The organism is Ferroplasma sp. Type II, from assembly GCF_000496155.1.
In genome coordinates this window covers 1-21,167 of sequence record NZ_KI542767.1, presented here as the reverse complement: position 1 = coordinate 21,167, position 21,167 = coordinate 1, and the positions used below count along the sequence as shown (strand labels likewise).

25 protein-coding genes and 1 tRNA gene are annotated in these 21,167 nt (G+C 36.4%); 16 read left to right on the top strand and 10 right to left on the bottom strand.

Annotation, left to right across the window (positions count from 1 at the left end; genetic code table 11):
• Positions 1–11 precede the first annotated feature (11 nt).
• From AMDU4_RS10755 to AMDU4_RS10745, 3 genes are read right to left on the bottom strand one after another with little or no spacing between them, the layout of a single operon-like run.
• On the bottom strand, positions 12–629 hold the full coding sequence (locus AMDU4_RS10755) for a hypothetical protein (RefSeq protein WP_021787998.1): 618 nt from the start codon (positions 627–629) through the stop codon (positions 12–14).
• A 2-nt stretch (positions 630–631) separates the two neighbouring features.
• Positions 632–1,552 (bottom strand): transcriptional regulator, encoded by a 921-nt coding sequence (locus tag AMDU4_RS10750; protein ID WP_021787997.1) that lies wholly within the window; start codon positions 1,550–1,552, stop codon positions 632–634.
• A gap of 57 nt (positions 1,553–1,609) precedes the next feature.
• On the bottom strand, positions 1,610–2,203 hold the full coding sequence (locus AMDU4_RS10745) for a hypothetical protein (protein ID WP_021787996.1): 594 nt from the start codon (positions 2,201–2,203) through the stop codon (positions 1,610–1,612).
• Between the two features lie 218 nt (positions 2,204–2,421).
• On the opposite strand from AMDU4_RS10745, the gene AMDU4_RS10740 reads away from it, so the two are divergent.
• The 3 genes from AMDU4_RS10740 to AMDU4_RS10730 are packed head-to-tail and all read left to right on the top strand — an operon-like array spanning position 2,422 to position 4,443.
• Complete coding sequence (locus AMDU4_RS10740; RefSeq protein ID WP_290705086.1) at positions 2,422–3,324, top strand: NAD(P)-dependent oxidoreductase; 903 nt, start codon at positions 2,422–2,424, stop codon at positions 3,322–3,324.
• Between the two features lie 2 nt (positions 3,325–3,326).
• Complete coding sequence (locus tag AMDU4_RS10735) at positions 3,327–3,665, top strand: hypothetical protein (protein WP_290705083.1); 339 nt, start codon at positions 3,327–3,329, stop codon at positions 3,663–3,665.
• Entirely contained in the window at positions 3,634–4,443 is an 810-nt protein-coding gene (locus tag AMDU4_RS10730; RefSeq protein WP_306766126.1) for an aminotransferase class V-fold PLP-dependent enzyme, read from the top strand. The genes AMDU4_RS10735 and AMDU4_RS10730 overlap by 32 nt, the downstream gene beginning before the upstream one ends.
• Here AMDU4_RS10730 and alaXM read toward each other — a convergent pair.
• Positions 4,430–5,146 (bottom strand): alanyl-tRNA editing protein AlaXM, encoded by a 717-nt coding sequence (alaXM, locus tag AMDU4_RS10725; protein WP_021787992.1) that lies wholly within the window; start codon positions 5,144–5,146, stop codon positions 4,430–4,432. The two genes, AMDU4_RS10730 and alaXM, sit on opposite strands and share 14 nt — an antisense overlap.
• A 107-nt stretch (positions 5,147–5,253) precedes the next feature.
• Here alaXM and AMDU4_RS10720 point away from each other — a divergent pair, with 107 nt between their 5' ends.
• A complete protein-coding gene (locus tag AMDU4_RS10720; protein ID WP_021787991.1) occupies positions 5,254–5,916 on the top strand; it encodes a thioredoxin family protein in 663 nt (220 codons plus the stop codon).
• A 63-nt stretch (positions 5,917–5,979) separates the two neighbouring features.
• A tRNA-Thr gene (locus AMDU4_RS10715) sits at positions 5,980–6,053 on the top strand.
• 68 nt (positions 6,054–6,121) lie between these two features.
• Here AMDU4_RS10715 and AMDU4_RS10710 read toward each other — a convergent pair.
• Positions 6,122–7,330, bottom strand: coding sequence for an FAD-binding oxidoreductase (locus AMDU4_RS10710; protein ID WP_021787990.1), 1,209 nt, complete (start codon positions 7,328–7,330; stop codon positions 6,122–6,124).
• Between the two features lie 69 nt (positions 7,331–7,399).
• Positions 7,400–7,666 carry a hypothetical protein gene (locus tag AMDU4_RS10705; RefSeq protein ID WP_290705080.1) on the bottom strand — a complete coding sequence of 89 codons (267 nt, stop codon included), beginning with the start codon at positions 7,664–7,666 and terminating at the stop codon, positions 7,400–7,402.
• A gap of 62 nt (positions 7,667–7,728) precedes the next feature.
• Here AMDU4_RS10705 and AMDU4_RS10700 point away from each other — a divergent pair, with 62 nt between their 5' ends.
• Positions 7,729–8,415, top strand: coding sequence for a type I 3-dehydroquinate dehydratase (locus tag AMDU4_RS10700; protein WP_021787988.1), 687 nt, complete (start codon positions 7,729–7,731; stop codon positions 8,413–8,415).
• Here AMDU4_RS10700 and AMDU4_RS10695 read toward each other — a convergent pair.
• Genes AMDU4_RS10695 through dnaG form a run of 3 tightly spaced genes read right to left on the bottom strand, consistent with a single transcriptional unit; the run spans position 8,396 to position 11,818 of the window.
• Positions 8,396–9,022 (bottom strand): MarC family protein, encoded by a 627-nt coding sequence (locus tag AMDU4_RS10695; protein WP_021787987.1) that lies wholly within the window; start codon positions 9,020–9,022, stop codon positions 8,396–8,398. The two genes, AMDU4_RS10700 and AMDU4_RS10695, sit on opposite strands and share 20 nt — an antisense overlap.
• 49 nt (positions 9,023–9,071) lie before the next feature.
• On the bottom strand, positions 9,072–10,553 hold the full coding sequence (locus AMDU4_RS10690; protein WP_021787986.1) for an ATP-binding protein: 1,482 nt from the start codon (positions 10,551–10,553) through the stop codon (positions 9,072–9,074).
• The gene (gene dnaG, locus AMDU4_RS10685) at positions 10,538–11,818 is read right to left on the bottom strand and encodes a DNA primase DnaG (protein ID WP_021787985.1); all 1,281 of its coding nucleotides are present in this window, start codon (positions 11,816–11,818) and stop codon (positions 10,538–10,540) included. Before dnaG ends, AMDU4_RS10690 begins: the two co-directional genes overlap by 16 nt.
• A gap of 361 nt (positions 11,819–12,179) precedes the next feature.
• On the opposite strand from dnaG, the gene AMDU4_RS10680 reads away from it, so the two are divergent.
• Genes AMDU4_RS10680 through AMDU4_RS10670 form a run of 3 tightly spaced genes read left to right on the top strand, consistent with a single transcriptional unit; the run spans position 12,180 to position 13,878 of the window.
• Positions 12,180–13,193 carry a TIM barrel protein gene (locus tag AMDU4_RS10680; protein ID WP_021787983.1) on the top strand — a complete coding sequence of 338 codons (1,014 nt, stop codon included), beginning with the start codon at positions 12,180–12,182 and terminating at the stop codon, positions 13,191–13,193.
• 8 nt (positions 13,194–13,201) lie between these two features.
• Positions 13,202–13,489, top strand: coding sequence for a DUF5611 family protein (locus AMDU4_RS10675; RefSeq protein ID WP_021787982.1), 288 nt, complete (start codon positions 13,202–13,204; stop codon positions 13,487–13,489).
• Positions 13,490–13,512: 23 nt separating this feature from the next.
• Positions 13,513–13,878, top strand: coding sequence for a DUF3198 domain-containing protein (locus AMDU4_RS10670; protein WP_021787981.1), 366 nt, complete (start codon positions 13,513–13,515; stop codon positions 13,876–13,878).
• On the opposite strand, the gene speE is transcribed toward AMDU4_RS10670, so the two are convergent.
• Complete coding sequence (speE, locus tag AMDU4_RS10665) at positions 13,879–14,700, bottom strand: polyamine aminopropyltransferase (RefSeq protein WP_021787980.1); 822 nt, start codon at positions 14,698–14,700, stop codon at positions 13,879–13,881.
• 322 nt (positions 14,701–15,022) lie between these two features.
• Here speE and AMDU4_RS10660 point away from each other — a divergent pair, with 322 nt between their 5' ends.
• The 7 genes from AMDU4_RS10660 to eif2g form a co-directional block, all read left to right on the top strand.
• The gene (locus AMDU4_RS10660; RefSeq protein WP_021787979.1) at positions 15,023–15,295 is read left to right on the top strand and encodes an HU family DNA-binding protein; all 273 of its coding nucleotides are present in this window, start codon (positions 15,023–15,025) and stop codon (positions 15,293–15,295) included.
• An 84-nt stretch (positions 15,296–15,379) separates the two neighbouring features.
• Positions 15,380–16,975 (top strand): bifunctional N(6)-L-threonylcarbamoyladenine synthase/serine/threonine protein kinase, encoded by a 1,596-nt coding sequence (locus AMDU4_RS10655; protein WP_021787978.1) that lies wholly within the window; start codon positions 15,380–15,382, stop codon positions 16,973–16,975.
• 128 nt (positions 16,976–17,103) lie between these two features.
• Positions 17,104–17,736, top strand: a complete 633-nt coding sequence (locus AMDU4_RS10650; protein WP_021787977.1) for a ThaI family type II restriction endonuclease — start codon at positions 17,104–17,106, stop codon at positions 17,734–17,736.
• A complete protein-coding gene (locus tag AMDU4_RS10645; RefSeq protein WP_021787976.1) occupies positions 17,736–18,707 on the top strand; it encodes a site-specific DNA-methyltransferase in 972 nt (323 codons plus the stop codon). The genes AMDU4_RS10650 and AMDU4_RS10645 overlap by 1 nt, the downstream gene beginning before the upstream one ends.
• A gap of 303 nt (positions 18,708–19,010) precedes the next feature.
• A complete protein-coding gene (locus AMDU4_RS10640; protein WP_021787975.1) occupies positions 19,011–19,559 on the top strand; it encodes an XTP/dITP diphosphatase in 549 nt (182 codons plus the stop codon).
• A gap of 80 nt (positions 19,560–19,639) precedes the next feature.
• Positions 19,640–20,029, top strand: coding sequence for a 30S ribosomal protein S6e (locus AMDU4_RS10635; protein ID WP_021787888.1), 390 nt, complete (start codon positions 19,640–19,642; stop codon positions 20,027–20,029).
• The coding region (eif2g, locus tag AMDU4_RS10630; RefSeq protein WP_021787974.1) for a translation initiation factor IF-2 subunit gamma at positions 20,029–21,167 on the top strand (1,139 nt) is incomplete at its 3' end. The genes AMDU4_RS10635 and eif2g, both read left to right, overlap by 1 nt.

Genomic DNA, 21,167 nt, shown 5'->3' with positions numbered 1-21,167 from the left:
AAGGACAAACTTTAATGCTTTTCTTCAAAGTGTTTTAAGACTTCATTATAATAATCATAATCAATTATGCAAACTATTTTTTTGTCTTCATACTCTTTCTGGAGTTCATCAATTCTGTCAATTATATACCTTTCCCTTGTGGCATTAACTTTCTTGAAAGATTTTAAATCAACCACATCGTTCCAGGCCTCAACGAATTCTTCAGGAGTGTCAACATTAAATTTATGCCTACCTATCTTCTTTTTCCTGATCGAATGTCTCAATAAATCAGTAGTTTTTACATATTTACTATATGTTTTCTGGTACTGATTCTCATCCATATCAAGTCCAATCATTTCAATATTATTTTCTTTACAATATTTTGTTGCTTCTATATAAACCGGTGAAGGTGTCATTACCTCTCCATAATTTGAAAGATTAATTCCGTACAGAATTTCATAATCAGAAAGATTCATTTCAAATGGATCTTCAATAAATTCTTTCATCCCATCAACCTGCTCAGGGGAAATGGTAATAAAAACTATATCAGGTCTTTTCTCCAGAAGCTCCTTTCTTAAGTCATCGCCGTCTCTAACAAGCCCCTTTACCCCACCGAAAATGTAAAATTTGTCATTAATTTTCTGCATCATTTTTATTTTTCTAGGAGTTCATTAAAGCTATCTATATCATAAATCTTTCTCAAATCACGAATGCTTATTATTCTACATCCATATATATTTTGTTTCCCACAGTTTTCCATATTGATCAATATTGGTGTGTCCTCTAAAACTTCACTGATTTTCTTTATTGATATTATTCTGTTTGTATTTTCATTTATGCTGTTGAATGTACCTATCATAAGGTGTGAATCAGAATTGTATGATAATCCGTCAAATGGATTCCTGCTGATATATTCTGAAACATATCCTATATTGTTCATCATATTGAGTACCTCGTTTATGAAGTCGTTGCCAACATTGACTGGCATAGAAGGTTCTTCTGTAATTGACACATTAACATTTCTGCTTATATCTCCCTTTAGTATGGATTCCAGTTTCAGATAAATATCAATTGTTGCAGAACTTCCCGATTCATAAAGTGATACAGACCGTCTCGACACACCCAACTTCTGTGAGATATATCCTATAGAATAATTGTTCTTCTCTCGGAGCATACGCATTTTCTGTCCATTAATTGCAACATAGAATCCTCCTGGTGCCGAATATATGAAAGGACTTTCTCCATTAATATAATCCTTAAAACTTTCAAATGAAAGTATTGGAACACCATGTCTGAAATAGAGAACTCCCCTCTCAAGTTTGCTATTACCTGCCTTTTCTCCTATTATAATAGCCTTTGAATTTGTCAGTGCACTCATTTTAATAAGTGGAACAACTCCAATCTTACTGAATGTATTAACATTGTAAAGAATTTTGAGAATATATCTCTCATCTTCCCTTCTGCATATTAAATCAAATGTCACCAGACCGTATAGATCAGGCTCTGAAACAATAAACCCATTTTTTTTAAGGAAATTGTATATCCATTTAATTAATTCCTGCCTCTGATCCACGATATAATGAAAATATGTTTATATATATATTTTTCTATTATACAGTTCTTTATATATCTATTTGTATATATTATGCTCCCTGAAACTGGAAGATATCTTATGTGGGCAGATCTTAATATCGCATTTATCACAGATTACATTTATTTTTTCAGGGGAATCTATAAGAATCCTATTTACACCAGGAATCCCGTTAAAAATTTTAAACAGGGACCCATCAACTTCATTATAAAAAATTAACCTGATAAAGTTTGTTTCATAATCAGAATTCACGGAGTATATTTCCTTTATATTGGACATATATTTTTCTATAGCGCCCATAATCTCTGGGGTTACCCTGGAATACATTCCTTTGTCAATATAAATAGTTACTATTTCATTTTCCATCAATAGGGAAATCTTTTTTATATCAGGTATCACAGAAACGTTTTCCATAACCTCTTTTATCACAGGATTGTCATTTACAAATTTTATTGTTTCATATAATGTTCTCCTGTTTACTTTTATTGAGTTTGCGATACTGCTAATTGACACTTCAATATTATTCACATAAAATTTATTATTTACTATGGAAATGCCATTCGCATACAGCCTTTCAACTATTTTTTTTTTCACAGGATATGCCTTAAAATATTCGTCGAATATAAGCTGCATATATGTTAAATCCAGTATAATATAAATACTTTATATGAATAAAAAAAATTATGTGAATAGTACTTAACAACTTGCAATAAACATATACAATATAAAATAACCACCTATTTATTTCGAGTTATGGGATTAATTTGTTGAATTTGAAGCATGAATTAACGTCCTATACGAATTTTATAACGGGAAAGAAATTATTATTAATGATAATGCCATCACCTCCTATGTACGGAAAGGTACTAATATGCGACCCTGTAGACAGTATAATGATAGACAAATTAAGGGATAAATTTGAAATTGATTATAAACCTGCGATATCTCCAAAAGAACTGCTTAGCGCAATAGAAGATTATGATGTTGTGGTTGTAAGAAGCAGAACAAAAATTACAAAGGATATCATTGCAAATGGGAAAAAACTGAAAATAATTGCAAGGGCTGGAATTGGTGTGGATAATATAGATACGGATTATGCGGAGGAAAAACACATAAAAGTTGTATACGCACCCGGGTCTTCAACGGAAAGCGTTGTTGAAATCACACTTGCTATGATGGTTATTGGCGCCAGATCGCTTTATAAGGGAATAGAAAATACAAAGAAAAATGATTTTACAAAGCTAAAAGGAATGGAACTTGAGGGAAAGACACTTGGCATATTAGGTTTTGGAAGAATCGGAAAAGCAATAGTTGATGCTTCCAGGACGTTCAAAATGAAATTTATTGCATATGATCCAATGCCTGTGGAATACCCAGAATATGTAAAGAAGGTGTCTCTCGAGGAATTATTAAAAGAGTCCGATGTAATATCCATAAACGTAACCATGAGGAAAGACTCTCCATATATTTTAAATGACCCTGATCTTGCAAAATTAAAGGATGGGGTAATAATAGTCAATACCTCCAGGGCCAGGGCAATAAATGGGAAAGATATGCTAAAATATCTCAAAAACGGCAAAATATCTGCTTTTGTGAGTGATGTTTTCTGGGATGAACCGGCAAAGGAGGATTACGAGATTGAAATGCTCAAATTGGATAACGTTATGATCACACCGCATTTGGGTGCGCAGACCAGGGAAGCGCAGAAGAGAATTGCCATAATGACTGCCGACAATATAATAAATGAGTGGTAAAATTGCTTCTTATACCTGGCCCTGTAGAGGTGCCATTTTCTGTCTCAAATGCAGGGTCATTTGTTTCAAACCACCGCTCCTCAGAATTCAAGAATATAGTAAGGGAAAACGAGGCATTGCTGAATAAATTTTCCGGGGCGTATAAAACTGTTATGGTTACCGGGTCTGGAACATTGGCCGTGGAAACCATGGTATTCTCACTTATAAATGACAATGACCGTGTATTGTCCATCAGCTATGGCAACTTTGGAGAACGGCTTATAGATTCAATAGCCAAAAAAACAGGCAATACGCAGTTCATAAAATACGATAAACTGGATATGCGCTGCCCTTCTCAATGAAATCAGGAGCAGAGAATATGACAAGCTGTTCCTTGTTCACAATGAAACCTCAAATGGAACTGCCATAAGGGATATGTCAGAGATTAAAAAAATCGTCAGTGACAAGGGTGCAAAGCTGCTTGTAGATGATGTATCTGGCTTTGGCGGATATAATATGGATATGCAGGGCATCTATGCCATGGTTACAAGCAGCCAGAAAAATCTGGCAGCCATTCCTGGAATCGGTATAATATTTCTTTCGGAGCAGGCATATAATGACATAAATTCATCACCGCCGGTAAATGTTCCATTTTACCTTGATTTAAAAACATCTCTAAAATTTTTAGAAAAGGCCGAGACAGCATATACTCCATCAACAGGGTCTTTTATGTCATTGAACCTCGCACTTAAAATTCTTGATAAGGAAGGTTTTGATAACCGGGTTAAGAGGATAGCTGCATCTGCAGATTTTATAAGAAATACCCTTATGAGCAACGATGTCAAAATATTTGGTGATGATAACATATATTCCAATACTGTTATCTGTTTTTACAGTAATGACTCAGACATAATTAAAAAATTAGAAACATGTGGGATAACCATTTCAAAGGGCATGGGAAAAATTGCGGATAAAACACTCAGAATAGGCACAATGGGGATGATAAATAACCATTATATTGGAAAATTCCTGAACACATATTTAAGTCTTGCAGGTAAAAATGTAATTATAAGGGAAGATGATATTCCAGTTACCACCCAGTTGCCGGATTTTTTAATAGATGATGTCAATCTAGCCTGAAACTTAGCCTTTTGTGTCCTTTTCCCTTATTTTCTATTTTCAGCATTTCTATTTTTCCCACTTCCTTAGTATTGTGCACATGGGTTCCACCGTCCGCCTGAAAATCGAAGTTCTCAATTTCTATAATGCGGACAACAGGCAGCTTCTCTATTAATTGTCTCCCAGGTTCAGTTCTGGCAATTCCGGGAATTTCAAGGGCCTCTTTGCTGGTAATTTCCCGTTCGAACACTTTCAGCCCAGAATTTACAATTTCATTTGCCTTTGAAATAATTTCGGTTATCAATTCTCTGTCAATTATATCAAAACTGAAATCAACTCTCGCATGGTCATTATATATCTGCCCACCTGTCAGAAACCCATTTTTATAATCATTACTCACAACGCCATCTATGATGTGTACTGCAGTGTGGTATCTCATATGTATATACCTCCTGTTCCAGTCAATTATCCCGTGAACCGAATCTCCCTGCGATATACCTTTTAGATCTTCTGTTATATGCATTATTTCTCCATTTTCCTGTTTAACATCTACTATGCTTATTTCACCATTTTTGCTCTTAAGTATGCCTGTGTCATTTGGTTGACCTCCACTACTTGGATAAAATAGGGTTTTATCCAGCATTATATAATCATCCCCAACTGAAGCCACAGAAGCGTCAAATTCCTTCCCATACATATCCGTATAATATAGTTTCTTGGTCATTGGTTTAGTAATATTATTTCTTATATTAATTTACTTTGAAATTATATAAACACACATATTTGTGCAGTAATACTTTTATATTATAATAAAATATCAGTTAGATAACTATGAGTTTAATAAGAGAAGAGGATGCAAAATTCCTGAAAGAAGATTTCGAGAAAAAATTAAAAAATACGGTAGATTTAGTTGTATTTACATCAGAAGGCAGTGATTGCAGGTATTGCAAGGATACCCTTGCACTGGTGGACGAGGTTGGTGCTTTATCTGACAAAATAAATGTCATTAAATACGTTTATGAGAAAGATAAGGAAATGGTAGAGAAATATGGTGTAGAGAAATACCCTGCTACAATTGTAGCCAGGCATGATGATCAGGACGGTAGAATAATTTATTATGGAATTCCTTCCGGATATGAATTTGGGTCATTGATAGAGGATCTGGAAAATGTCTCAGTCGGTGAAGCAGACGTTTCCAAAAAAGCCGTAGAGCTTATATCAAAAATAGAAAAACCGGTTACAATAAAGGTTTATGTAACACCAACATGCCAGTACTGCCCTAAGGCTGTTATTACTGCACATAAATTTGCATTGATGAACAAAAACATAAAGAGTGAAATGATAGAATCTCTGGAATTTGACAAAGAGGCATCAGACGCAGGAGTTTCAGCAGTGCCACACATAGTAATAAATGATGACGTAACATTCCCTGGTGCATATCCGGATGACCAGTTTGCCGAATATGTAATGGAAGCATACAATCATCAGGAATAAATTTATAATTTTATTTCCTAATAAATGCAAATTTTATATAATAATTTTTAATACACTAACTACGCCATCGTAGCTCAGCATGGTAGAGCGGCTGATTTGTAATCAGCAGGTCGGGGGATCGAATCCCTCCGATGGCTTTACATTAACAATTATCTGAAACTTAATTATTTTTTGGATGCAATAGATTTAATTATCACATGTATGTTTAATATATTGTGCCAATCTCGGAATACATGGATCTGATTGTCTTTCCTTTCCTGAAACGGTCCGCAGAAAAATAGCGCCAGTCAAATGGTGCTTTATCGGGATCCTGCAATGTGAGCATGTCGGCAACAATTCTGCCGTAGGCGGGAGAAAGTTTAAACCCATGTCCGCTCAAACCAGCACAGACATAAACATTCTTGAGCCCTATTTCTGAAAGTGAATCTATTATAGCCTGCCCGTCTGGAGACATATCATACAGTCCCGATACAGTGGAAATCACTGAGGCATTTTCCATCCCAGGCAACCTTTCGGTTAATTTTTCCAGATATTTTTCTATATATTCATCGTTTATATGATTTTCAACATCACCATCAGGGTCAAATTTTGTCCGGTCTATCAGTGGGTCAAGGCTCCCTATTGCAGTAACTGATGTCCCCTCCATTTTGTAGTATGCCGATTTCTGTGGATCCCACAGAGTAGGTTTTATGCCCTTATATATTTCCGGGCGCCTGAGGTATATTGTATCGTGTACAGAAGCATATATTGGTAAAAGGTCACCCTCAGCAATACCTGCTTTGTTCAACAATTTATTGGTCCATACGTTGGTTGCCATAACAACAGCATCTGCATTATAACTTTCTCCCCTGTCTGTTTCTACAGTTGTTTTCCCATTAACTGCCACAATATTCGTGACAGACCTGCCTGTAATTATTTCTGCACCATACTTTACTGCTGCAGAGGCATAGGCATTGGAGGTAGCTACAGGATCTGCATAGCCGCTGTCTGGCTCATATAAAATATAATCAAAATCACTGGAATCAATATCCGGAAAAAACTCCCGGACTTTTTCTACCGGTATTTCTTGCTCATCAATCCCAAGGCCCCTTAGCATCTTAAAATTCTCTCTGGCAGTGTCCACATTAACACCGTTGAATGGAAACACCATGCCTGTTTTTGTAAAGCCTGAATATCCAATATAACTAAAATTCATAAATTCCTTTATGGAATAAAGCGCCATGGATGAGATCAACTCATTACTATAATGGGTTCTTACAAGGGCACTTGATTTTCCTGTGTTGCCTGAAGCTATACTCCCTCTTTCTATCAATCTGACTTTTTTTCCACGACTAGCAAGATTATATGCTATACTGCATCCGGAACTGCCACCACCTATAACTATAACAGAGTTTATAGATTTGTCACTGACCACTATATTTCATATTTAATCTATATAAAAATCTTGCTTAAGAGACAAATTTAAAAATTGAGGGGCTAAATCCTAATTAAAATATGTTGTTTTGCCCTTATCATCATCCTTATTTTTGGCTATTATATTTTCTTCCTCAAATTCAATATATGAAATTGTACCCACAGGTATGAGCCGTAGTTTTGACTTTCCACCTGAATCTATTCTTAATACAAGAGATCCCTCCTCACCAAGGATTGCATATCCAACGTATTCGCCTTCGGTGATCAGTGGCTTGTCATCCCCACTTGATGAAACAATGGTGTATTTCCCACCTTTTTTAATTTCTATCATATCCATGGCTGGATATAATATTCTATGTAAAAAGGTTTATTATATCATGATTTGTAAATAATTTTTATATGAGTGTAGCATACTTAACTATGCCTGCCAATTCATGCATTGTATATACATCAGTATTTTTCCAGGATTTCGCCCATATGAAATCTGAATTTGAAAATAACCTTAAGAGCTATTCAAATCATTATGAGATCAGGTACGATCTTTTCAGGGATAGAAGCATGAAAAATCTGAAAAATACGCTTCAGTATTTAAATTCGCATGAGATTGATTATATATTTACATTCCGATCCAGTGACAAAAATAACATCGAACTTATGTACAGTACTGCTATGGAATATGCCCCACCGGTTATAGATGTAGATATGGGTTCATTTGTTTTTGAAAATGATTTTTTCAAGGGATCCAGGCTTATGGTCTCATTCCATGGAAAAAATGACGATGATGTTCCAACTATATTGAACCATATGTCCAGATTAAAACCAGATATTTACAAGGTCGCACTTTCCTATACAGATACTGGCAAATTCCTCAGTGACCTGCATTATGTTTATCTCTTTAAGAGGCAGAATAACATAAAAATCGCATATATACCCATGGGCACAGGAAATAGTTTTTTACGTGTTATTTCAGCATATATTGTTTCAGATTATTCATACGCATCGTACAGTCAGCCGACGGCTCCAGGCCAGATATCATTAGATCAGTTTAATTCAGTATTAGGAATGTTCACAGAAAAATATGAATGATTCCGGTTGTAATCAGGTCAACTGCTATGGCGGTGAGCAACAATCCCATTATTCTCGATATTACTATTGACCCGGTTTTTCCTATTTTTTGGAATATAACAAGAGAATACCGGAGAATAATAAAGGACAGTATGAGCACCAGTATTACCGCTAGAACTACTACCATTCTGGAAAATATTGCTATTCCAGTTCCATTGAAGTAAATTATAGCTGTGGTTATGGATCCCGGACCAGCCAGTAAAGGTGTACCAATAGGTGCTATTGCTATAGCTTCCCGGTCGGCTGAATCCTGCTGTTCCGCATTTGTTATTTTTGTCTGTGAGGTTTTCCCCTGTAGCATATCAAAACCAACCTTGAAAAGCAATATCCCTCCTGCTATTTCAAAATCATATATACTGATTCCAAGTATGTCAAAAATGTAAACCCCCAGGAACATGAACCCAAAAAGCATGCCAGAGGCCATGTAAACACTTCTGCGTATGACTTCCCTCCTTTCTTTGAGACTGTACCCATCTGTAAGCGTGATCAGTATAGGAACAGCACCAATAGGATTTATTATTGCAAATAATGCAACAAATACCGTAAGGAACAGGATTAAAATCGCCATTTACTCTGCATAATTAAAACGTATTAATGTTTTTGGTATATAAAAATAATTATTGGTATGACCTGTCTTCACTATAATTGTAGTAGTTATAATATTCCCCTCTCTGTGCACCGGTTGATTCCTCCCCAATTGCATTGTTCATGCTCCCATAGTACTTTTTAATTTTTTCTTCTACAGGCACATAAAGGGACAGTGCCTCTTTAACATCTGATTTTTCTATGAGTTTATGGTTATTTTCAATCGCCATATCGCCTGATGCACGAACAAGCCCTCCGAGTTCCCTAAGTTTAAGGGTAAGCGCATTGCCTTTGTGTTCCTCCAGTGCTCTTCTCCTGCCTTCACTTATAATCAAATCAGCAGCATCCATGGTCATATGGGGTATCTTTCCATCCATGTTTATTTCCTGGGCTATAAATTGCAGGTATTTCATGCGGTTTTCCTTTGTGTCTGGTATAGAATTTTCCATTAATACCTCGTACCCATTACCGACAATTCTGGATCTAAGTGGGCTCAGTATATATTGCAGGTCCTGAATATTACAGGCAGCTACCAGAATGAAATTAGTAGGAACATCATCCACTTTTACACTTGCTCCCGCGCTCTGTGGGTTTCTTCCCACTATGGGGAATTTACGCTCCTGCATTGCTGTGAGGATAAAACGCTGAAGCTTGCCCAGATGTGTAATTTCATCTATAAAAAGAACACCTTCATGGGCCATATGTACTGATCCAGCGACGACCCTTTCATACGGCATAGTGCCAAGTTGTGGATGCCCGCCGTATGGATCATGCCTTACATCTCCAAGAAGTTCTGTTTCACTTGCTCCAGTTGCGAGCACAAATGGATTTCTGTCAATAGGGACTATAACCTTGCTTGGACTTTTCTTCTCAATTTTGCGTCTTCGTTCGAGAGTTTTTTCATCCAGGACACGTATCTTGTCGCCATACTTTTCGTATACAACTATTTGTTCCTTGTCCCCTACTTTCCTGGTTTGTGTTACTCTATCGTTATTGTTATTCACTCCAAAAGCAACACCTATTACATTGAAAACATCATTAAAAGGGCCCTGCGTATTATTTATCACCTTGTTGTTGTTGCAGTTAGGGCATACACTCTCTGTAGGGGATGAGTAAAATCCGCAATGCGTGCACTTGTAACCAAGCCTCTGTGCAACGTTATCTGGTGCATCCTTTGGGTCTATAATTTCCCCCTCTATTGAATTCATCTCATGTTTTTCATTTTCTATTTCACTTATGGTCCTGACTTCAATAAATGGCCGCTCTGGATATGATGGATTGTGTACAACCCTTATTTCCTCCTCTGGCCTGCTTATGTAAAATGACATGGCCTGGGCAATCATAGATTTTCCCACCCCAGGTGGTCCAACAAGCAGAAGGTTACGCCTCTGTTTTGCAGCAATCAATGCAAGTCTTACTGCTTCCTCCTGCCCTATTACCCTGTCAAGTGGGTTTGTTGGTATTTTGATGAATGATGTATCGGGATATTCTGTGTAATTTACATATGTTCCCATGTAACCACCCTTATTTCCTCTGGTTTTTTTGTTACATGTCCCATTTTCATCCCATAAATTGATTTAACACCTATATTGAAAGCTATATCAACAAATCTCTGGGAAACTACTCCTCCGCTAATTATGGTAGACGCATTTTTAACTCCCTGCATCAATTCAACAGCATCAGAAATGGGATATCTTACTATGGGATTTCCAGATTCGTCATAGATTTCAACCATCTTGCTTTCAAACAATTCATTCAGCTTATTTTTTATAAACTGTGGATCGTTTATATCGTTAATTTCCTGGATCACAGGCGATTCTTTTTCTGAATCATTCACATGCTTAGGTTCCTTTACGGATTTCTGCTGTGGCAGTTCCTCTTTAGTTTCCACATTCACATCAGTTACGGCCTTATTGTTTTTTTCTGTAAATTCTTTCAGTTCTTCTAGCATCCCATGGGATTCTAGATACTGGTTTACAGGTGTTTTATATTTAAGGGCTTTTACTATCTGCTTGTATGTTAACTCTTCCACTTCTGTTCCAGGTGGAGCTCTTGCAATGAAATCAACATCTGCTACTTGAAGCATTTCCTTTATTATTAATTCTCCCCCATGATCACCATCAACAAATAGGGTTACAGTCCTAGCTTTGGAAAGCTCCTTTACAGTTTTTGGGACACTGGTGCCCTGTACTGCTATAGTGTTTTTTATACCATATCTTAAAAGATTGAGTACATCATTTCTTCCCTCAACCACTATAATGGAATCTGATGTCCCAACAGCAGGACCTGCAGGCAGGTGTTCTTCTCCATAGGAAAGTATTTCCTTTTTCTCAACTTCCTCCCTGACAGACTGTATTATGCTTTCACTAAGGCTTTTTCCATTTGTACCCATTTTCTTGTAAAGTTCCTCAGCCCTCTGTATAACCTTGTCCCTTTTGTTTATCCTTACGTCTTCCACATCCTCTACATCAACTTTTGCCTTGCATGGCCCTATTCTGTCTATTGTTTCAAGGGCAGCAGCCAGAATTGAGCTTTCTACCTGGTCTAATCCAGAAGGTATAAGGACAAATCCCTCAGTTCTTCCTTTCTTTGTATCTATCTCAACTTCAATTCTACCGATCTTTCCACTTTTCTGTAAATCCCTTAAATCTAATTCCTCACCCAATAAGCCTTCAGTTTGCCCGAATATTGCACCAACAACATCGGGCTTTTCAACAACACCATCAGTTACTATCTTTGCCTTGATAACATATTTCGTTATGTTTGGATCGACATTCATTATTATCACCGTTATTTGCTTTGATTACGTCAATATGATAATTTTCAGTTACCATTGAATTGTTATGTTTAAAATGTATATAATCTATTCGTTATCATTTCTTGCATATTATTCCAATTAATGTTAATATCAATACATAAGTTAATAAATTGTTTCACGAATTTTTTGATAATATTATTAAATTTATATTATAAGGCCATCAATCCAATTATTATTGAATATATATTACACAATGCGGATTTATGGCAAAATTTATCCATATTCCGGGCAATAATCGGAACAAATTGAATATCAGCAATAGATCGTATATTAAATAGGAAGTTTCAAAAGGTTAAAATAAGGCATATATATCATTAAAAGAATGATTAAATTTGGAGTTGCTGGAATACCACTAACCAGTAAGGGCAGAACGTATATAGATTCAATAGAGGATGTGGCAAATCTTGGCCTAAATTCTCTGGAAGTTCAGCTTTTAAGGGTAAACGTAAGCGAAGACCCGGCAATTGAGTACGTGGATATGTATCCAAAGGATGTAACTGACTCAATAATTGTGGATGTATTAAGGCCTGATGAAAATGGTAATTATAAAAGTATAGGAACTGAAAAGCAAATAGAAGAAGATGACATCATACAGGAACTTTTCTGGAATATGGCCCGTAATTATGATGAACTGAAAGAAGGTGGTGAAATAGCCAAAGAGCTGGATATTGATATTTCCATGCATGCGCCTTATTATATGGACTTATTGAACGGGGGAGAAATGGCGGAAAAATCCATAAACCATTTAAGATGGTCACTTTTAATAGGCAGGGCCATGGGCGCCAAAAGAGTGGTCACACACACAGGATTCTACACAAAGAAAAAATCAGAGAGTCTTAAAAAAGCTCTTGAAATATACAGTGGCATTGCTGAAGAATTTTCCCATAAAAGTGGGTATCCATATATAGGTGTGGAATCTTCCGGGAAAAAAGACCTGTTCGGTACACAAAAAGAACTGTTTTACTTAGCCGAGAGAATACCAGATATAGAACCCATCCTTAATTTCCCACACATTCATTCTATAAACAATGGCTCACTTATAGATGCAAAAAATTTTGAAGACGTTATGAATGCATTTTCAAAGTATGCAAAATACGACCTTTACACAGAATTCGGCGGAGTAGACTATGAAAACGGGAATGAATTAAAGATAACTGCAATAAAGCATGGTGATTTAAAATTCGAGACACTTGCGGAGGTAGTATCAACAAATGACAGGGATATGGATATTATATCAATGTCGCCCTTGTTGGAACATGATGCCCAATACATGGAGTTAATGTACTGGCGGGCTCTTTCTAAAAAATACCAGAAAAAACTGGCAAAGAAAATGTAGGTGTAAAAATGAGAACGTATCCTGTTAGAAAAACAATCAAGATTAGCAAGTCGTACATAATCGAAATCCTCAAATCAAAAAATATGGAATTTGAGGAAAATGGGGAACATATAATTTCGTCATATCCTGGACTTAAAAAAATAGAGTTCTGGACAGACGGAAAAAAACTGTACGCAGAAACAGAGACCGATATGGAATATGAAAATCCATCTGAAACAATAAAATTTTTCAACGACCTGCTTGCAAAAGTGACTGGATATACAACTAAGGAGAGGAAGAAGCTAATATCTAAATAGTTTATTAAATTATAAGAAATAACATGTACAAAGATAAATTATATATTGTTTATTTGATAATAAGTATTGTATCTATATTATTCGTTATTATTTCCCTAAACGATCTGTTATTTGGGAATCAAGCATTGATGAAATTAATTACATTAAAATCAGTTGGCAACTGGCAATACTGGATATTGATAGCTTCAATTATAGTATTCTCATATTTTGCTTATATGTCATATTCTGTGCTCAACGACATGTCAAAATTCAAAAAATTATTGAAAAGCAGCAGCAAAAAGACATTCATTGAAAACATCCCTGATCTTGAAAGAATTTCAAAGAGGCTAGGTACACACTATCATGATTTATTAACACAGGCAAAACATAAATGGGGCATAAGAAAATAATTATTTCAATATATTCTTCACAAACTCCGGAAGATAAAATGACCCATACAATATATCACTGTTAAAATACTTCCCATTATTTATTTTTTCATCTCTTAATTTCATTTCTTCTCCAGATGCCATAGTAAATGACCATAGGCCACTGGGATACGTGGGTATAAAGGCACAGTAAGTTTTCACATGGGGAAACACTTCAGACATTCCTTTATGTGCCATGGCAAGTGCTGTAGGCTGGTAATATGGCGATCCAGACTGAGTTACAACTATTCCGTCCTCTGTAAGATGCTCCTTGATATCATTATAAAAACTGCTGGAAAATAATCCTTCTGCCGGGCCCACCGGATCAGTGGAATCTATAATAATCCTGTCAAATTTATCCCTGCTTTCCCTTATATATTTAATTCCGTCACCAACGATTAGCTTTACCCTGCCGTCCTTGAACGATGATGAAATATCTGGAAAATACTTCTTGGCAACCTCTACAACGTTTCCATCAATTTCAACGTTTGTTATGCCCGGTATGTCAAGATCTAATAGTCTTCTGGCTGCCCCCCCGTCTCCACCACCTATTATCAGTACGTTTGAAGGTTTTGAGTTGAAATAATAGGGAACCATGGTTATCATTTCATGATAAACATATTCATCTTTTTCGGTTAACTGCACAGTTCCGTCTATAGACAGTAATTTTCCAAAATCATAGGTATCGAATAGGTCTATTCTCTGGTAATCCGTTTTGATTGAAAGCAATTGATCCTTTATTCTGAATGAAAGCTGCAAATTATCCGAGTATCGTTCTGAAAACCAATTTTCTATTAATCTCATATAAGTTTATATTTACTGTGTATATAATTTTTATCGGAACTAAGGTAAATGGTTTACTGGCACAAACAGTTGCAGAATGAATTTATAAGCATAAATCTAAAATCAAGAAATATTATAAATACTAAATAAAAATATCACTACAATATTACAAATAAAAAAAGTTAGTATTTCTTATACTTTAACTTATTTACTAATGAACAAATGTAATAAATATTTGTATTTTTTATAAAAAGTTAAAGCATATTCAGTAATTTTAAGGATTTATTGCGTTTTAAATAGAAAAGTTATTATACTACAAATTACATTAAGTATTGGTGAAATAATGGTAGGTATAAGTGAATTATCAAAAAAGGTTGCCAGCTCTACAAGCACAACACAGAAAAAAACAGCGGAGATAATAACGACATTTCTTAAGGAAACAATAGAGGCAGTCAATGATGGAAAGAAAGTCAACCTGGCCGACTTCGGTATCTTTGAAAGAAAAGAACAGAAAGCAAGAGTGGCAAGAAATCCCAAAACCAGAGAAGAAATAAAGGTTCCTGCTAAAGACAAGTTCGTATTCAGGGCATCTTCTGCTATAAAATATAAAGATTAATTTCATAATATAATCATTTTATTAGACAACATATTTTTTTCATTTCAACTATAATAGTAAAATAATACTTAGCAATAATGTTACATGAAAGTTCTGGGAATTGAAGGAACGGCCCATACAATAAGTGCAGGCATTGTAGATGAAAAAAACATTCTTTCAAATTCCTCTTCAACATATATTCCTCAAACTGGCGGTATTCATCCACGTGAAGCAGCAATTCACCATGCCGACAACATAATACCTGTTATGAAAAAAGCATTTGACAAATCCGGGCTATCACCGAATCAGATAGATCTGGTGGCCTTTTCCATGGGGCCCGGGCTCGGTCCGTGCCTTCGCGTTGTCGCCACTGCTGCCAGGGCTTTTTCAATTAAATATGGAATTCCACTAATAGGGGTCAATCATCCCCTAGGCCACGTAGAAATCGGGAGGAAGCTCTCAGGAGCAAGAGACCCTATCATGCTGTATATTTCTGGTGGCAATACGCAGGTTATAGCACATGAGGGTGATTCATACAGAGTTCTTGGAGAAACAATGGACATTGGCCTGGGCAATCTGCTCGACAAATTTGCAAGGGATATAGATATACCTTTTCCCGGAGGCCCAAGAATAGAGGAATTTGCATCAAAGGGAGATAAACTGCTGGATTTGCCCTATTCTGTCAAGGGCATGGACACATCTTTCTCCGGTATTTACACAGCAGCCATGAGTTACATAAAGAAAGAATCCATAGAAAATATATGTTACAGCCTTCAGGAAACCACATTCGCCATGCTGGTAGAGGTTCTAGAGAGGGCATTGTATTACACAGATAAAAAAGAAATTCTGCTAGCAGGCGGTGTAGCAAGAAACGACCGCCTGAGGTCAATGGTATCAGAAATGGCTCGTTCATCTGGTTATACTGCACATCTCACGGATAAAAAGTACTGTATGGATAATGGGGCAATGATAGCTCAAGCCGGGATGCTGATGTATCTTTCAGGGCAGAGGCAGGATATTATGGAAACCAGGGTAAATCAAAGATTTAGAATAGATGAGGTCAAAGTTCCCTGGATAAATTCCAGTAATTTAACAATCAGCAATAATAAGGGTGCAGAGGCATTGATCTCAGAATCACAATTTTATAGCAGGGCTACCATTACAAAGCAACGCCTGGAGAAAGAGTACAGAAATCCGGTTCTGGATCATAGAATAAGAATGGAGAGAATGAAAAATGAATTCAATATTCTGTTTCGGATGAAAAGTTGTGGCATAAATGTTCCAATTGTATATGATTTTAACAGATACAATTTTTCAATAACCATGCAAAAGCTGGATGGTGTAACGCTCAATAAAGCGATACATGAGGGTAATAACTATATGGAATATATACGGGAACTTGGAAAAATAATTGGAGAAATGCACAACCTCTTAATTGCACATGGTGATCTAACTCCAAATAATATTATCATTGCAGGTAACAATATCTATCTTATAGATCCCAGTATGGGAAAACTTAATTGCGAAATAGAGGATATGGCAGATGATTTATTTCTTCTTACAGAATCATTTAAAAGTCTATATCCCAATACTGATGAACTTGAGAATAATTTTATAGACTCCTATAAAAAGAAATCTCATAATTATGAGAAAGTTATAGATGTGCTTAGTTCCATAAGGCAAAGAAGGAGATATGTGTGACGCTTATTTGTAATGAAGTCTTCCCACAGCTAAAGGTATATAAGGAATTTAATGTGAAAATTGGTATATTCTATTACATAGAAAATAAAAAGTTAAGGTTAAATAATTTTCGAATCATAAGGTATTGAATGAACGATTATCTGCTTGATCTGTTTAGGGATACCAGAATTGTTGCAAAGGTGAAGAATAGGTTCCCATACCTGTTCCAGCTAGCAGAGCTTGAGAGTTCAAGAGCGGGCAGGATTGGAATGGAAGTTGGACCGGTCAGAGAAAAGGTGATTACAGCCCTCCTGATTTACAAATTCGGCGAGGAAAACGTTGAATATGACCTACCAATTACAGAACCAGAAATTGATGTTAAACTGTTTAACCAGCCAATCTCAATAAAAACCATATCAGGAAAGGAACCCTCTGGGGTGAAGCTGATTTGGACTGTTGATGCAGAAAAGGCAAGGAATTTCTTGGATACATGGCGTCCCACATATGATTTGATCTTTGTTCATGTAAATTGGTCTTCCAAAGGGGGTCTATATTACATACCTTACGAGGTTCAAAACACAGTGTTTAATAAAATTGGCAGAGAAAACCATATCAAGTTACCAAAGCAGGGAACAAATCCAAGAGGTGTTGAAATTTCCAATGATGCGTTAAAAACTCTCATCAGCAATGATAAAACAAAGTCGATAGAAGTAAATTGGGTTAAGGAATCCATAGACTATGACCCGTTTAAGAGATGGGTTGACTTATGGAGTGAGGAATAATGAAAGGTAATACCAGAAGAAATGGCTCTCAAACCAGTTCATTTGGGAGTCCAAGTAGGGCAAACCATGACTCGTCAAAGTTTTACAGCAGTCGACTTTATGAGGGTTTTTCTAGAGGGAAAGACAATGTCGACTTTAGTGAGAATCCGTTACCTGCTACTTCCATAGATAGGATATTTTGCGAATCTGCTGAAAGAATGACCGAGCTTCCTGATAAAAGTGTTCATTTAATGGTCACTTCTCCTCCATACAATGTTGGAAAGCTCTACGACAAGGACATGTCTCTGGACGAGTACAGAGACTTTCTGACATCAATTTGGAAAGAAGTCTACAGAGTTCTTGTGCCTGGAGGGAGAATATGCGTAAACATTGCAAACCTCGGTAGAAAACCATACATTCCATTGCACACCTTTGTAATCCAGGATCTCCTCAAAATCGGTTTTCTAATGAGAGGAGAGGTCATTTGGGACAAAGGGGCAACTGCCAGTTCTTCTATTGCGTGGGGAACATATCTCTCTGCCAAGAACCCAGTTCTCAGGGACTCCCACGAATATATCCTCATTTTCTCGAAAGATAGTTTCACACGTGGGGTCAAAGATAATATGAAGTCCACACTTTCAAAAGAAGAGTTTGCAGAATTTACGAAGAGTATCTGGTCATTTAGTGCTGAATCCGCAACTAAGGTTGGGCATCCTGCCCCCTTCCCGGTGGAACTTCCTGCCAGATGTATAAAGCTGTACACTTTCGAAGAAGAAGTGGTACTCGATCCGTTCGTTGGCAGTGGAACTACCGCTGTGGCGGCGATTAATCTCAACCGTCATTATGTTGGTTATGATGTAGATAGCGAATACGTTAACATGGCTGAAAAGCGCATCAAACAGGCGATAGGAAGAAGAAACCAACAGGTACTCTCGGAGGAAACCCCATACTCAGTTAAGAGGGTGTTAACAAACGGAAAAGGCGCTTCTTAGAGATCATATTTGAATTCCTTAAGCTCTCTGAGCCTGATAATGGGTATTCTTCCATGGCCCTTATTACTGCATTCAATTCATCGTTGCTGATTATTTTATTCTTATATTCCCTGTAAATATAGTTCACATCCCGTTGCTATTTTCATTTCTCTGGTTATTTCTGTTAACGATTTTTGATGCATATTATTTTACTATATCTTTAGAGAGCATATATAGGAAATATTTGTGGATAATCTATAAAAATAAAAAAGTAAGGGCTAAAGGTGTAAAATTATTAATAAATTATAACGCAATATACGGCATATGATAAAATTTGTTACCAGCAACACACATAAATACAAGGAAGCGGAAACCCTATTCAAAAAAAGAGGCATTGAAATATCATGGGAGAAAATGAAATATGAGGAGATACAGGCAGATGACAATGAAACAATATGCCGGGACAGTTGTATGAAATTATCAGAAAAACTGGAATCTCCATTTTTCATAGACGACACAGGACTTTATATAAAATCCTTGAATGGATTCCCGGGCCCTTTTGCTTCATATGTACAGGAAACACTTGGAAATTCAAGAATTTTAGAGATGGCATCAGGATCAGCTGCCTTTTTTAAAACAGTAGTAGGATTTAGCAACCAAAAACAAATATATATATTTACAGGAATACTGAATGGCAATATATCAAATAAGGAATCCAGAACAAAGGGATTTGGCTATGACCCAATATTTATACCGCAAGGATATGATAAGGCATTATCTGAACTTTCCACCGGGGAAAAAAATATTATTTCCCATAGGGGAAAAGCACTTGAAAAATTCATAGATTTTCTGCTTTCAAGCGGGATAATATAACATTTTGGATAAACATTTTTAATCTATAATTTTATTAATGAGCATATAATTAGGAATAAATAAAGTTCAAGGTGTATATTATGGTTGTAGCAGTAATTGCAGATCGGAAAACCGGTAAAACATATAAAAAAGAAATTGGAGAGGATGTCCTCGGTTCTTTGGCCGGGAGGAAAATAGGAGAAGAAATAGACGGTATATTTTTTGAAATGCCTGGTTATAAGATGAAATTGACAGGAGGTAGTGCCAACGACGGTTTCCCTATGAAAAAAGACCTGTCAATAGCAGGGAAAAAGAGAATACTTATAACTTACAATAAGGGAAGAAAGGGGAAAAATGGCATCAGGAAAAGAGTTACTTTTAGAGGAAATATAATTGGTTCAGATATATCTCAGATTAATCTTGTGGTTACCCAGTATGGAACAAAACCCCTTGAAGCAAAGGAAGAATCAGAAGAAAAAGGAGAACAATAATGGAACAGCCATCTGTTAATATAGGTATGGTTGGTCATGTTGACCATGGAAAAAGCACTTTGACTTTTGCCTTGACCGGCAAGAAAACTGACGTGCATTCCGAAGAAGTCAAACGTGGCATCTCAATTAAACTTGGTTATGCCGATACACCTATATATAAGTGCGTGGATGAATCCGGAAAAGAATTTTATTCAAATAAAAGGGATTCGGATAAATGTAAGTTGTCCCGGGTTATATCTATTGTTGATGCACCTGGCCACGAGACCTTAATGGCCACAATGCTTGCAGGGTCTGCCATAATGAATGGGGCAATTCTAGTAATAGCAGCAAATGAGGCATGTCCGCAGCCACAGACAAGAGAGCATTTAACAGCTCTTGAAATAATGGGAATAAAGGAAATTATAGTTGTGCAAAATAAAATTGATCTGGTAACACGAGAACGGGCTCTTGAAAGCTATAATGAAATCAAAACTTTTTTGAATGGGAGCATTGCAGAAAATGCGCCTATCATTCCCGTGAGTGCATATCACAACACAAATATTGATATAGTTCTTGAAGCAATAGAGAAGATTATTAAAAGTCCAAAATTCAACGAAAACGATTCACCGATGATGTATATAGCACGGTCATTTGACATCAACAAACCTGGAACCAAACCAGCTGAATTGAAGGGAGGAGTCCTCGGTGGCGCTCTAATTAAGGGTAAATTGACTGTTGGGGATGAAATAGAAATTTCACCAGGTGTACAGATTACAAAGGGAAACAAAACCACATGGGAAAATGTCACCACTAAGATCACATCCCTAATGGCAGGGTCATCGGCATATGATTCAATTTTGCCAGGAGGGCTTGCTGCCGTTGGAACAGAACTTGATCCTTTTCTCACTAAGGGAGATTCGTTTACCGGCAGAATAGTGGGATTGAAGGACAAGGTTCCAAAAACTATATTTAACCTGGAAATGGACATACACCTACTTAACCGTGTTGTTGGATTTGATGAAGAAGTTACCGTGGAACCTTTAAAGGCCAATGAAATGATCATGCTTACTGTTGGAACCGCCAATACTATAGGGTCTGTAGCCTCAATAAAAGATGAACATGTTGGTGTAACATTAAAATACCCTGTGCTGCAAACATA